General features: G+C 63.7%; 11 protein-coding genes. 6 read left to right on the top strand and 5 right to left on the bottom strand.

Translation table 11 applies throughout. The features are described from left to right. Positions 1-26: 26 nt before the first annotated feature. From GDI_RS12505 to GDI_RS12490, 4 genes are all read right to left on the bottom strand, one after another. Positions 27-812: an ATP-binding cassette domain-containing protein gene (locus GDI_RS12505; protein ID WP_012226677.1), complete on the bottom strand. Its 786-nt coding sequence runs from the start codon at positions 810-812 to the stop codon at positions 27-29. Then, positions 809-1,771: an ABC transporter permease gene (locus GDI_RS12500; protein WP_012226675.1), complete on the bottom strand. Its 963-nt coding sequence runs from the start codon at positions 1,769-1,771 to the stop codon at positions 809-811. The genes GDI_RS12505 and GDI_RS12500 overlap by 4 nt, the downstream gene beginning before the upstream one ends. Before the next feature lie 146 nt (positions 1,772-1,917). Further along, entirely contained in the window at positions 1,918-3,168 is a 1,251-nt protein-coding gene (locus GDI_RS12495; protein WP_012226673.1) for an IS701-like element ISGdi12 family transposase, read from the bottom strand. A 45-nt stretch (positions 3,169-3,213) separates the two neighbouring features. Further along, positions 3,214-4,278 (bottom strand): sugar ABC transporter substrate-binding protein, encoded by a 1,065-nt coding sequence (locus GDI_RS12490; RefSeq protein WP_012226671.1) that lies wholly within the window; start codon positions 4,276-4,278, stop codon positions 3,214-3,216. A 505-nt stretch (positions 4,279-4,783) separates the two neighbouring features. On the opposite strand from GDI_RS12490, the gene GDI_RS12485 reads away from it, so the two are divergent. From GDI_RS12485 to GDI_RS12475, 3 genes are read left to right on the top strand one after another with little or no spacing between them, the layout of a single operon-like run. Then, a complete protein-coding gene (locus tag GDI_RS12485) occupies positions 4,784-6,274 on the top strand; it encodes a sugar ABC transporter ATP-binding protein (protein WP_012553383.1) in 1,491 nt (496 codons plus the stop codon). A 12-nt stretch (positions 6,275-6,286) separates the two neighbouring features. Next, positions 6,287-7,306, top strand: a complete 1,020-nt coding sequence (locus tag GDI_RS12480) for an ABC transporter permease subunit (protein WP_012226667.1) — start codon at positions 6,287-6,289, stop codon at positions 7,304-7,306. Positions 7,307-7,355: 49 nt separating this feature from the next. Further along, entirely contained in the window at positions 7,356-8,306 is a 951-nt protein-coding gene (locus GDI_RS12475; RefSeq protein WP_012226665.1) for an ABC transporter substrate-binding protein, read from the top strand. Between the two features lie 46 nt (positions 8,307-8,352). On the opposite strand, the gene GDI_RS12470 is transcribed toward GDI_RS12475, so the two are convergent. After that, entirely contained in the window at positions 8,353-9,153 is an 801-nt protein-coding gene (locus tag GDI_RS12470) for an SDR family NAD(P)-dependent oxidoreductase (RefSeq protein WP_012226663.1), read from the bottom strand. A gap of 239 nt (positions 9,154-9,392) precedes the next feature. Between GDI_RS12470 and GDI_RS12465 the strand changes: the two genes are divergently transcribed. From GDI_RS12465 to GDI_RS12455, 3 genes are all read left to right on the top strand, one after another. After that, positions 9,393-10,028 carry a LysE family translocator gene (locus GDI_RS12465; protein WP_012226660.1) on the top strand — a complete coding sequence of 212 codons (636 nt, stop codon included), beginning with the start codon at positions 9,393-9,395 and terminating at the stop codon, positions 10,026-10,028. A gap of 199 nt (positions 10,029-10,227) precedes the next feature. Then, complete coding sequence (locus GDI_RS12460; protein WP_012226658.1) at positions 10,228-11,007, top strand: acetoin reductase; 780 nt, start codon at positions 10,228-10,230, stop codon at positions 11,005-11,007. Between the two features lie 521 nt (positions 11,008-11,528). Then, a complete protein-coding gene (locus GDI_RS12455; protein WP_231854117.1) occupies positions 11,529-13,676 on the top strand; it encodes a methyl-accepting chemotaxis protein in 2,148 nt (715 codons plus the stop codon). Positions 13,677-13,886 lie beyond the last annotated feature (210 nt).

The following is a 13,886-nucleotide window of genomic DNA, read 5'->3' as shown; positions in this document are numbered from 1 at the left end:
GTGATTTTCGGGGGCGTCGCTTCGGATCATGCGCTTTGCCTATGGACCTGGAAATTCTGGTATTCCCGCCGCACGATCGTCATCAGTTCCGGCACCGAGGTCGCGCGTGCGTCGTTTTCATACGTCACCTGGCCGTGCTGCATCAGCATGATGCGGTCCGCGATATCCAGCGTCTGGGCGTAATTATGCATGATCATGATGATCGACATGTCGCCTTCCGCCTTCAGCCGCAGGATCAGGTCGATGATCAGGGCCGCCTCGCGCGCGCCCATCGCCGCCAGGGGTTCGTCCAGCAGCAGGATGCGCGCCTTGCCCTGCACCGCGCGGGCGATCGCGATCGCCTGGCGCTGCCCGCCGGACAGCGAGCCGACCTCGGCCTCGACCGAGGGAACGGAGACGCCGATTTCCTCCAGGCACCGGACGGCCTCGCGCCGCATGGCGCGATTATTGAGAATATGCAGTCCGGGATAGAGTATTTCGCGATTCAGGAAGATGTTGTGGTAGATCGACAGCGAATTCGCCAGCGCCAGGTCCTGATAGACGCATTCGATACCCAGCGCGCGCGCATGATCGACCGAACGCAGCGTGGTCTCGACCCCGTCGACGAACAGTTTGCCCGATGTCTGGGGCTGGTAGCCGGTCAGGATCTTCATCAGCGTCGATTTGCCGGCGCCGTTGTCGCCCAGGATGCCCAGGATCTCGCCGCATCGCAGGCGCAGCGACACCCCGTTCAGCGCCGTGACGGGGCCGAACCTCTTGACGATGTTTTCGGCGCGCAGCATCTCGGCGCCGGCGGTCGGTGTGTCGGTCATGATACCGCGATCCCGCGCCGATACCGGCCTATGAGGATATTGCAGAGCATGGCCACCAGGATGGCCCCGCCCAGGATCAGGTCGAAGGTAAAGGCGTTGATCCCGATCAGGGTGAACCCGTCATTGAGGATGCCCAGCACCATGGCCCCGATCATCGCCCCCGCGATGGTGCCCGACCCGCCGGCCAGCGGCGTGCCCCCGATGACCGCCGCCGCCACGGCCAGGAACATGATATGCGTGCCCCCGGCCGTGGGATCGATCGACGAAATCCGGAAGGCTTCCAGAATCCCGGTCAGGCCGGCCAGCGCGCCGCACAGGACGAAGTTGACGATCTTCAGCGACCGGATGCGAATGCCGGCCTCGCTGGCCCCGATGGGGTTCGCCCCGGCCGCCACCGTATGCAGCCCCCAGCGCGTGTTGCGCAGCATGAAATGCATGACCAGCACGACCAGCACCGCCCAGAGGAATTCCGCATAGCCACCCCGTCCCATCAGGAAGGAGAGCGTGCGGCTGGCCTCGATATCGACCGGCGTGCCGTTGGAAATCGTCAGCGTCAGCCCGTTCAGCAGGAACAGCGTGCCCAGCGTGGTGACGAAGGAGGGCACGCCCAGCATCACGGTCACGAAGCCGTTGACCGCGCCGATCGTGGCCGCGCCCAGCAGCGCGCCCCCGATGGCCAGCGGATAGGGCAGGCCGGCCCGGGCCAGGAAATACATCACGAAGGGGGCCAGGGCGTAGACCATGCCGGCCGAAAGATCGATCTCGCCCCCGATCATCAGCATCACCTCGCCGCAGGCAATGATGGCGACCGGGGCGATGAACTGCGACAGGTTCTGCAGGCTGGCGTTGGAAAACAGGAAGTTGGCGTTGGCGATCTGGAAATAGACCGCCAGGACGACAGCCACGACAATGACGCTCAGTTCACGCCATCTCAGCATGCCGGTGATGGTTCTCGTCATGAGACCGCATCCTTGCTGTATTCTATCCTAGCACTACAGTTGCGTTTTTGCCCTGAGGCGCGAGAGGTATGCTGCGGCCTGATGAGCACGTCGAAAGAACGACCATCGGAGGATATGCTCGATGGAGGCGCGGCTTCGGGTAATTTTCACGGCGAGGCGGCGGATTTCCTGGATTGACCAGCGGATGAGCGGCCGCGTTTGTGCAACTGGCTTTTTTTGAGCGCCATGGCGTTGGCCTGGGACCGCACAGCGGCCATCATGGCGTAAGCCAGCATGACCAACGAGACGTGACGGTGCCAGCCATGCCAGGAACGGGTTTCATTATGGTCGAGTCCGAATTCGTTCTTGGCGGTCTCGAACCCTTCCTCGATTCGCCAGCGCGTGCCCTCGACACGCACCAAGATCTCAAGCGGTGTTCCCTGAGGGCACCAGGTCGTGAAATATGCCAGATCGCCATCGGAGGGATTACGCCGGACCAGCAGCCCACGGGTCCATATCCCGGTTGAGATACCTGAATATTCGGAGGCCTCGAGATCGGCCATCGGGCAATACAGCCAGTCATACAGTCGTTCGCCCTTGGTGCCGCGTCCGGCGGAACAGCGGACCCAGGTCTCGTCCGGCAGGGTCTTGATGATTTCGCGCGCCTCGCCGGACCAGTGGATGTCCGGACGCCAGGAATGGAACCAGTGATTGGCGTTGACGCCAAGGACGAAGCCTTTGCCTGCGCGGCGCAAAGCCATTTCCAGTTCACTGACGCCATAGACGCTGTCGCCAGCCACCCACCGGAACGGCACATCGGCCGCAAGCGCCCGGCCGATCATCGCGGTGGCCAGGGACGGTTTGCTGGCAAACGTGACATCGCCCGGCACATGGGCCGCCGCCAACCGCTCAGGCTTTTCAGTCCAGGCTTTCGGCAGATACAAAGCCCGGTCGAGAAAAGCATGCCCCTTGTCAGAGACATAGGCTGCGAACACGCCAATCTGGCAATTCGTGATCTTGCCGGCAGACCCGGTATATTGCCGTCCCACTCCGCATGATGCAGAGCCCTTCTTGAGGAAACCAGTCTCGTCGACCACCAGTACCGCGTCGGCATCCCCCAGATGCTCGACAACATGATCGCGCACGACGTCCCGCAATGCATCGGCGTCCCAATGCCCGCGTCCAAGCAGGGCCTGCTGTCGCCATGGCCCCGGATCGCCCGCAGCTTCAGCCCGCATCCAGCCGGTCTTGCGCGGCTCGTTGCCCAGTAGTGTTTCCAGAAACCGGCCTGCCGATGCCGCCACCCGCTCCTGGCCGAATACCGGGCGCATTCGCTCCTTGGCGTCCCGCAGCGCCTCCAGCGTCAGAGCCAGAACATCCTCGACCGAAGCTGCGCTATTCATCTCGTTCAGAATCATGGTTACCCATAGATTCAGAACTCTCAGAAAAACGCAACTGTAGTGCTAGGACTGGATCGGGCCGGAGCGCGGGATGAACTGCGCCTCGCTCGAACTGCCCTCGTAGCGGCTCTTGGTCGCCAGGTATGGCGCCACATCCCCTTTGGTCACGAATTTCAGGCCGGTATTGATTTCCGCCGGTCCCACCAGGCCCCCGGACATCAGGTAGGTGTACATTTCCATGACCGTGTAGTAGCCCTGCAGATAGGGTTGCTGGTCGATGGTGAAATCCAGGTGCCCGTCATTGATCAGGCGCAGCGTGCGCGGCAGCAGGTCGAAGCCGCCGCCCCGCACGCCCTTGGCGGCCAGGCCGTACTGCGCCATCGTGTCGGCGACGGACTGCGTGGTGCCGCCATCGACGGCGAACATTCCCTTCACGTCCGAATGGCCCAGGTAATAGGCCTTCACCTTGGACAGTTCCTCGTTCACCGTGGCGCCCGTCGCGACGATGTCGATCTGGTACGACCGGCCGCTCTTGCGCAGCATGTCCTGCGCGCCGTCGATACGCGGCTGGATGTTCAACTGCCCGGGTGTCGCGATCATCAGCGCCACGCGCCCGCCGGGCACCAGGTCGAGAATCCGCTGGCCCATCATTTGCCCGGCCTTGAACAGATCCTGCCCGATATAGGCCAGGCGCTTGTTGCCCGACCCCGCCGGCGCGTCCGCGTTATAGGCGAAGACCGGGATTCCGGCGGCCAGCGCGCGTTCGACCGGATCGTTGAAGGCATGCGGATCGACCAGGCAGACGGCGATCGCGCTGGCCTTGGCGGCGATGGCGGCATTGATCGCGGTGATCATCTCGGCCGCGATGCTGTTTTCCGACCCCGTCCACTGGGTATCCGCCCCGACCAGGGCCGCCGCGTCGCGCAGTCCATACTGTGTCGCCGTGAAAAACGGATTGGTCGTGACATGGTTGACGAAAACCAGACGGAATCGGGGATGGCTGACGGTTTCAGCGGCGGCGCGCCGGATGCCGCCCAGCGCCGCCATCGAGGCGCCAAGGGCGGCGGTCTGCATGATTCCGCGCCGGCCGACGCCGGATTGCGCCGCCGTGAAAGGCCTGTTCCACATCGTGTCCTCCAGGGTCGCCTTTTGCCGGCGATCTTGCTTTTCGGTATCCGGGGTCGACGAATCGTCCGGAAAGGATGCCCGGCCGGCTTCCCGCCTGATGCCGGACGATCGCCCTCCGCTAACGCTGGCCGGGGCGAAGAAACCAGACGTTTCGATGGTGCCGGCCAATCAATAAAATGCGAGAGGCGCCGGGGACCGCAACTTGCCATCCGACGAACAGTTTCCGGTCCCGGACTCCCGAATCTCGGGCCTGCTCTTTGCGCCGCTTCCTCATCCGTCGAAATCACCTCGGTCGCGGCCGTCGGGCATACACGCGAAAATGAAACGCGGCCGATGACCGGTCATGTTCTAATAGCGTTCAGGTATGGCGAATACCTCAAAAAAGAAGAGCCGCCCCCCGGCTCAAAAAAATGGTGTGATAATGAACCCAGAAACGTCTCAGCCCAACGCGGCTGACCGCGCCGCGCCCGCGGAAGGTCATCATTCTGCCAGGCCTGTCCTGGAAATGTTCGGAATTTCCAAAAGTTTTCCAGGCGTCAAGGCGCTGCAGGGCGTGCAGCTCTCGGCCTATGCCGGTGAGGTCCTGGCCCTGATGGGCGAAAACGGCGCGGGGAAGTCCACGCTGATGAAGATCCTGTCCGGCGCCTATGTCGCCGATGCGGGGGGCGAGATCCGGATCGACGGGCAGCCGGTCAGGATCGGCACGCCGGCGGCGGCGCGCGCGGCCGGCATCGCCATCATCTACCAGGAACTGGCGCTGGCGCCGAACCTGACGGTGGCGGAAAACATCCATCTGGGTTCGGAACTCGGCCGGGCGGGCCTGATCGACCGCGCCGCGATGAACGAGGCCTGCCGGCCGCTGCTGGAACGGCTGGGCACCCCCTTCCGGCCCGAAACCCTGGTCGCCACCCTGTCGGTCGCCGAACAGCAGCTTGTCGAGATCGCGCGTGCGCTGCATCGCCACGCCCGCATCCTGGTGCTGGACGAACCCACGACCGCGCTGTCGGCCCGCGAGACCGACCGGCTGTTCGCGCTGATCCGCCAGTTGCGCGCCGAGGGCATCGCGCTGATCTATATCAGCCACCGCATGGCGGAAATCGACGAACTGGCCGATCGCGTGGCGGTGCTGCGGGACGGTACCTATGTCGGTACGCTGGAGCGGCAGGAGATCAGCTCGGCGTCCATCGTGCGGATGATGGTCGGCCGCGACCTGTCCGGCTTCTACGTCAAGCAGCGTGGGGTCCGGCATGAACCGGGTGCGCCGGTGCTGGAAGTCGACGGCCTGACGGACGGCAGCCGCGTGCACCCCAGCAGCTTCACCCTCCATCACGGCGAGGTGCTGGGCATCGCGGGGCTGGTGGGGGCCGGGCGCACCGAACTCGCGCGGCTGATCTTCGGTGCCGACCCGCATCTCAGCGGGCGGATCAGGCTGGATGGGCGGACGATCGAAATCCGCTCGCCGCGCGAGGCGCTGGATGCGGGCATCGCCTACCTGACCGAGGACCGCAAGGCGCTGGGCCTGTTCCTGGACATGTCCTGCGGCGGCAACCTCAATATCGGCGTCATCGGGCGCGACGCCCATGGCGGCGTGCTGGATGGAAAACGCGGGCGGTCGCGGGCGGCGAACGCGTTTTCGATGCTCAAGGTTCGCGCCGCCAGCACGCTGGTGTCGGTCGGCGGCCTGTCGGGGGGCAACCAGCAGAAGGTCCTGCTGGGCCGGCTGCTGGAAACGGGCCCCAAGGTGCTGATCCTGGACGAGCCGACGCGCGGCGTCGATATCGGCGCGAAATCGGAAATCTACCGCATCATCGGCGAACTCGCGGCCAAGGGGCTGGGCATCATCGTGATTTCCAGCGAGATGCCCGAAATCGTGGGCATCTGCGACCGCGTGCTGGTGATGCGCGAAGGCGTCATCACGGGCGAGGTCGGCGGCCCCGAAAGCCCCGACATCAGCCAGGAAGCCATCATGGCCTATGCCGCCGGCATAGCGGCCTGAGGAACCCCAGACATGCCCAACACACTCGTCCCCCCTGTCGGCCCCGCCGACATCTCGGCCGTCCGCGCGTCCGAACGGCTTCGCAGCGCCATGCAGGCGGCCGGCATGCTGCCGGTCCTGGTCCTGCTGGCCATCTGTTTCCACGTCTTTGGCGGCCACCGCTTCCTCAGCGGCCAGAACCTGTCGATCGTCGCCCAGCAGGCCGCGATCAATATCGTGCTGTCGGCCGGGATGACCTTCGTCATCCTGACGGGCGGCATCGACCTGTCCGTGGGCTCGACCCTGGCATTCTCGGCCATGGGCGGGCTGATGGTCTCGCTGGTGCCGGGCCTGGGCTGGCTGGCGATCCCGACCTGCCTTGCCGCCGGGTTGCTGGTCGGCCTGTTCAACGGGTCGCTGATCGCGGGGCTGAAGATTCCGCCCTTCATCGTCACCCTCGGCACCCTGACCGCCGTGCGCGGGCTGGCGCGGCTGATGGGGGCGGACCGCACCATCTTCAACCCGTCTCTGTCCTATGCCTGGATCGGCAATGACGGCATTCCCGTCACCTCCACGCTGGTCATTCCCTGGCTTGCCGTCATCGCACTGGTCGTCGTCGTCACCTGCTGGTTCGTGCTGCGGCGCACCGTGCTGGGCGTGCATATCTATGCGGTGGGCGGCAACCCCGCCGCCGCGCGCCTGGCGGGTATCAACGTGCCGGCCGTGCTGATGTTCGTCTATGCGCTGTCCGGCCTGCTGGCGGGGCTGGGCGGCGTCATGTCCTCGGCCCGCCTCTATGCCGCCAACGGGCTGCAACTGGGCCAGTCCTACGAACTGGACGCCATCGCGGCGGTAATCCTGGGCGGGACGTCCTTCGTCGGCGGCATCGGCTCGGTCTGGGGCACGCTGGTCGGCGGCCTGATGATCGCGGTGCTGTCCAACGGACTGATCCTGATCGGGGTGTCCGACATCTGGCAGTTCATCATCAAGGGCCTGGTCATCATCGTCGCCGTGGCGCTCGACCGCTTCCGCCAGCCCGCCGCGCGCACCTGATCGCGGCGTCCTCCCACTTTTCCTTCCCCCCCTCATCGGACCTGTCAACATGACGTTCAAATCCGTCCTTCTCGCCGGCCTGGCTGTACTCTCGCTGGCCGCGCCCTCTCTGGCTGTGACTGCGGCCCAGGCCAAGCCGATCACCGGCATCGGCGTTTCGCTGGGCACATTGGGCAACCCCTATTTCGTGGCGCTGGTCAAGGGCGTCACCGCCGAGGCGGCGAAGGTCGCGCCGAACGCGCGCATCACATCGGTTTCGGCCGACTACGATTTGAACAAGCAGTTCTCGCAGATCGATAATTTCATCGCATCGGGGGACAATCTCCTGCTGATCAACGCGGTCGATCCGCAGGCCATCCTGCCGGCCATCAAGCGCGCGCAGAAAGCGGGCGCCGTGGTGGTGGTGGTGGACGTGGGCGCGGCCGGCGCCGACGCGGTCGTCCAGACCGACAACGTGGCGGCGGGGCGCCTGTCCTGCGAATACCTGGCGCAGAAGATCGGCGGCAAGGGCAACGTCGCGATCCAGAACGGCCCGCAGGTGTCCTCGGTCCTCGACCGCGTCAAAGGCTGCAAGGAAGCACTGGCCAAGAGCCCCGGCATTACGATCGTGACCGACGACCAGAACGGCCAGGGCTCGCGCGATGCCGGATTCGCCGTCATGCAGGGCTATGTCGTGCGCTTTCCCGACCTGGCCGGCGTGTTCACCATCAACGACCCGCAGGCCATCGGCAGCGACCTCGCGGCCCGGCAGGCGCATCGGTCGGGCATCGTCATCACCTCGGTGGACGGCGCGCCGGATATCGTGACGGCGCTGAAGGACAAGACGTCGTCGGTCCTTGCATCGTCCAGCCAGGACCCGTACCAGATGGGCATCGATGCCGTCATTGCCGGGCAGGACCTGCTGGACGACAAGCTGAAACGCGGCACGGTCCAGTTGATCATGCCCAAGCTGATCACCCGCGATAACGTGGACAGCTATCAGGGCTGGACCAACCACTGATCCGATTGCTGGATTTCCGGGGGATGCGTTCCCCCGGAAATTGACGTCAGGTCGCCCAGTTTTCCTGAAAATCGCCATACAGCGTCAGGCCGCCATCGACGAAGAGGGTCTGCCCGGTGATGTAGGACGCCTGGCCGGACGCCAGGAACAGGATCGCATCCGCGATCTCGCCGGCCTGGCCTGGCCGGCGCATCGGGATATGGCGTGATACCGCATCATATTTGCCCGGATCGTTGATCCAGCTTCGGTTCATCGGTGTCTCGATCGCGCCGGGGGCCACCGCGTTCACGCGAATGCCCCGGCTGGCATATTCCAGGGCCCAGGTCCGCACCATGTTGCCGATGGCGCCCTTGCTGGCGGAATAGCCAAGGTAGCCGGGCTTGGGAATGATCTCGTGGACCGAACTGGTCACCACGATGGTCCCGCGTGTGCCGCTGCGCACCCAATGCCCCAGGGCCGCCCGGGCACACAGCATGACGCCGGTGACGTTGACCGCCATGACGGTCGCGAAATCGTCCAGGGTGACGGACTCCGACGGGCTCGGGATCTGGATGCCGGCATTGCAGACCATGACGTCCAGGCCGCCCATCTCCGCAATCGCGGTCTCGATCATCCGCGTCGCCGTGTCCTCGTGCGAGACGTCCCCCGGCCGTTCCAGATGCGGACCCGCCGCCACGGTGGGCAGGCCGGCCAGGGTTCGTCCCAACGGCTCGGCATGCAGGTCGTTCAGGGCCACCCGGGCGCCCTGGGTAGCGAATTTCATTGCCGTCGCGGCGCCGATGCCCTGGCCGGCCCCAGTGACGAACACGCGGCAGCCGGTGAAACCTTGCTGATCGGGGGGTGGCATGGCGTTTCCTTTTTCGGGATTTTCGACAGTCTATTTCAATATAACCCGATCCGGTCGGGATGAACGCACAAGTGATGCCAATCGGGGCGATGTGCGGGCCCGCCACGGGGCAGGGGAGGCGGATGTGGCAGGGCGGCAATGGAAACCTGCCGTGCGAATTATGCTGTATCCGGAATGATCGGGCGGCGCCTACACTGCCGGTCAGTCGCACAGGACCGGACGGAAAGGAAAACGACGGAATGCTGCCACCGACGACAAGCCTGCTTGCCTTTGCCCTCGTGGCGTTCGGGATGGCGCTGACGCCGGGTCCCAACATGATCTATCTGATTTCCCGATCGCTCTGCCAGGGACCGCGCGCCGGCCTGGTCTCGCTTGGCGGGGTGGCCGCCGGGTTCGTGTTTTACATGCTGTGCGCGGCGTTCGGGGTTACGGCGCTCGTCATGGCGGTGCCGTATGCGTACGATGGCCTGCGGATGGGCGGGGCGGCCTACCTGGTCTATCTGGCCTGGCAGGCCATCCGTCCGGGCGGGCGTTCGCCCTTTCAGGTGCGGAACCTGCCGCCCGATTCCCCCCGGCGTCTGCTGGCGATGGGCTTCGTGACGAACCTGCTCAACCCGAAGATCGCCGTGATGTACCTGTCGCTGCTTCCCCAGTTCGTCAATCCGGCGCAGGGGCACGTGCTGTCGCAGTCCCTCACGCTCGGCACGACGCAGATCGTCATCAGCGTCATGGTCAACACGGTCATCGCCCTGATGGCCGGTTCGATCGCGCTGTTCATGACGACCCGGCCGCGCTGGGCCCTGGTCCAGCGCTGGGTCATGGCCAGCGTGCTGGGCGGCCTGGCGGTCAGGATGGCGACCGAGGCGCGGCGCTGACAGGATGGTTCAGGACGGCCCTGTCGCAAAAGCGCGACAGGTGCCACGCCGGCGGGTCACGACCGGGTGATCGCGATGACGAGGGCTCTGGCGCACGGGATCGGGGCGTGGCGATCTCCAACATGGCCGGGTGTGCGGCAAGTAAGAACGTATAATAACCCGCGCCGGGACCAATATGCCTGATTCGGGAGAGGACATCATGTCCATTGAAGGAAAAGTCGCACTTGTCACGGGCGCGGCACAGGGGATCGGACGCGGCATCGCGCTGCGTCTGGCGAAGGACGGCGCCGACATCGCGCTGGTGGACATCAAGCGCGAGGCGCTGGCGGCCGTGGCCGCCGAGATCGAGGCGCTGGGCCGCAAGGTGACGACCTTCGTCGCCGATGTCGGGGACCGCGCACAGGTCCGCGCCGCCATCGACCACACCGAAAAGGCGCTGGGCGGCTTCGACATCATGATCAACAATGCCGGCATCGCGCAGGTCAAGCCGATCGCCTCGGTGGCGCCGGAGGATGTCGAGCGCATTTTCCGCATCAATGTCCAGGGCGTGCTCTGGGGTATCCAGGCCGCCGCCGACAGCTTCATGGCGCGCGAACAGAAGGGCAAGATCATCAATGCCTGCTCGATCGCGGGTCATGACGGCTTTGCGTTCCTCGGCGTCTATTCCGCCACGAAATTCGCGGTGCGGGCGCTGACCCAGGCCGCGGCGAAGGAATATGCCAGCAAGGGCATCACCGTGAACGCCTATTGCCCCGGTGTCGTGGGGACGGACATGTGGGTCGAGATCGACCATCTCTTCGCCCAGATCACCGGAGCGCCGGAAGGCGCGACATTCCGCAAATATGTCGAAGGCATCGCCCTGGGCCGCGCGGAAACCCCGGAAGATGTCGCTTCCCTGGTGTCCTACCTCTCCAGCCCGGATTCGGACTACATGACGGGCCAGTCCATCCTGATCGACGGCGGGTTGGTGTATCGCTGATCGTCCCGGATCCCGCACCGGACACTTGTGACGGGACGCCCGATCCGCGTCGGGATCGCGTCCCGTCCGCATGGGCTGTCCTCACGCAGACCGTAACGGGTCAGGATAGTCGTCCGTCCTGAAAATCGGGAGAGGAGGACCACCGAAATTCCAGAATATAAAATTAAACTATATTTTATTCCTGCCATCACAAGGTCATTACGACTATAAAAGGTCATTGACCTTTCCAGGGTGATATGACTGAATCGCAGATTGCTAATAATGGTAAACGTGAGCGAACGCTCGCAATAATTCTGCGTGATTTTGATGGCATCGAAAATAGAAACCTTCCCATCCTTCGTAAAGCGAATAAACCACCCTAAGTTCGCAACAAAGACTGACAGAAAAATATCTTTCCATTTCCTCGGAGGGGTCTTTTTATGATGGCATCGTCAAGCGCCCGGTCCCGCCCGTATTTGTCGACCAAAATCATCATGATATGCGGGCTGTCGTTTCTCGTTATCCAGATCGTCGCCGTAAGCTTGTCCGCCAGACTGATGAAGGCGCAGGTCGAGAAGAATATCTATTCCGAGGCGATTTCAAAAAGCCAGATCCTGGCGCAGCAGATCATCCAGGCGCTCGACGCGCAGAATACCGTCGTGCGCAGCCTGCGAGGCACCATTGAATCCGCCCATCGGTCCGGTGTGCTGACCAGGCAGTTCGTCATCGACAATCTGTCCGAAACCATGCGCCTCTTCCCCGATATTTACGGCATGGACGTCAAGGAAGCCGCGCATGGCGCCGAGGGCTCGCTCTTCCCCGGCGGGCCGGCCGGCAGTTCTCACGACGTATTCTTTCCCTACGCCGTGCGCGGCCCGGGCGGCAAGGTTGCCATCACCACGCCCGCGCTGCATTACAGTCCCGTCTTTTATAGTATTATAAATACCGGAAATCTCGAAGGTCTTGAACCGTATATCGACACGGATTCAGGGGTTCCGATGGTATCGCCCACCTATCCCATCACGTTCGATGGAAAGAGGATCGCCGTCATCGGCGCGGATATCCCGCTCGGGTGGCTGGCGCCGCTTCTGAAAACCGTCCATATCGCCCAGGGTTCGACGGTTTCCCTTCTGTCGGATCAGGGCTTCTGGATCGTCACCCCCAATTCCTCGCAGGTGATGAAGCATTATGATGCGTCGTCCGACGCGACTGTGCAAAAGGCCATAACACAGCATACACTGACCATCGCGCGGGATTTCAATGACGGCGCGGTGGACCGTATCATCGTTCCGATCAGAATTGACGATTTCGGCATCTACTGGACGCTTATCGTCGACGTGCCGTCCGACGCGATCACCAAACCCGTCTGGAATACCGTCTTTTCCCTGGTCGTTCCGGGGGTTACGCTGATTCTGCTGTCCATCGTGGTGATGTGGCTCACGTTCAACAGGATGTTGAGCACGCCCCTGCGCAACCTTTTGCGGTCGGTTTCGGAACTGGAACGCGGTGAATATAACGGCACGGTCTACGGGACACGGCGTTCCGACGAAATCGGCGCCATGGCCCGTGGGCTGGAGGGCTTCCGCGGGTCCCTGCTCAGGGCACAGCAGGCTGACGCCGAAGCCCGGCAGGCCCGCCAGCAGAACGAGGCGATGCAGGCCGCGCGCCGCCGGGAAGACGAACAGAGGCTCAAGGACGGCAACCGGGTCATCAAGACGATCGGCGCCGCGCTGGACGACCTGGCCAACGGGGACCTGTCGGCCCGTGTCCATGACGCGCTGCCCCGGGAGTTCGAGCCGCTGCGCGACAATTTCAACCGGTCGGTCCAGCAACTCGCCATCGCCATCGGGGGCATCTCCGAGGCCGTCAGCGTCATCAGGAAAGGCAGCCAGGTCGTCTCGGGCGGGGCGGAGGAACTCGCCGAACGGACGGAACAGCAGGCCGCCGCGCTGGAAGAAACGACGTCCGCGATAAATCAGATCGCCCGGAACGTTTCCCAATCGGAGGAGATCATCACCCAGACCCAGACCGTCGGTCTGAAAGCCTGCCGGTCCGCCGAATCGTCTTCGGACATCATGGGCAGGACCCGCAAGGCCATGCAGCGCATAGAAACGAGCTCGGCCGAAGTCGTCGCCATTATCGAGATCATCGAAGGCATCGCGTTCCAGACCAATATCCTTGCCCTCAATGCCAGCATCGAAGCCGCCAGCGCGGGCAACGCGGGAAAAGGCTTCGCCGTCGTGGCCAACGAAGTCCGCAGCCTGGCCCAACGCAGTGCCGAGGCCGCCAAGGGCATCAGTTCGCTGGTGAACAAGACGGTCGAGGAAATTCATGAAGGTGCGACCTGCGTGCGGGACACGGAACGGGCCCTGCAGGATATTTCCAGCCTTGTCTCGACAATGGGCGAGAAGCTGAACACGATCGTCCATAGCGCGCGTGAACAATCCTCCAGCCTGCGGGAGGTCACCACCGCTGTAAACGTCATGGACCAGACCACGCAGAAAAACGCATCCATCGCCGACAATTCGCGCTCGTCGTCACGCAGCCTGACAGAGGAAACGCAGAAGCTGACGGACCTGATCACGCACTTCAAACTGTCCGGGTCCGAAAACAGCGATATCCAGGCATGGCACGGTGAAGTCATTCACCTGGCCGAACGGGTTCATGAACGTTCGGGGTTCAATCGCTGATATCGTAGCTTACGGGCAGGTGCCTCTATCCACTGTCCCCAGTCCGAGAAACTTCGGATGCGGGGCGGTGGATCGAGCACAGACGGACCAATCACCACCTGGAATAATCCGCGCTTCAAGGCACAAGAGTAGCCCCAGGGTTACTCGGTCAATCCTGCCGCGCGCCTGCCTGCCATAGATCCGCCGCCGGTCACCGCGACGTGATGGGAT

The sequence above is a fragment of the Gluconacetobacter diazotrophicus PA1 5 genome (genome assembly GCF_000067045.1).
Taxonomy (GTDB): Bacteria; Pseudomonadota; Alphaproteobacteria; order Acetobacterales; family Acetobacteraceae; genus Gluconacetobacter; species Gluconacetobacter diazotrophicus.
This window is presented reverse-complemented; position numbering and strand designations above follow the sequence as displayed.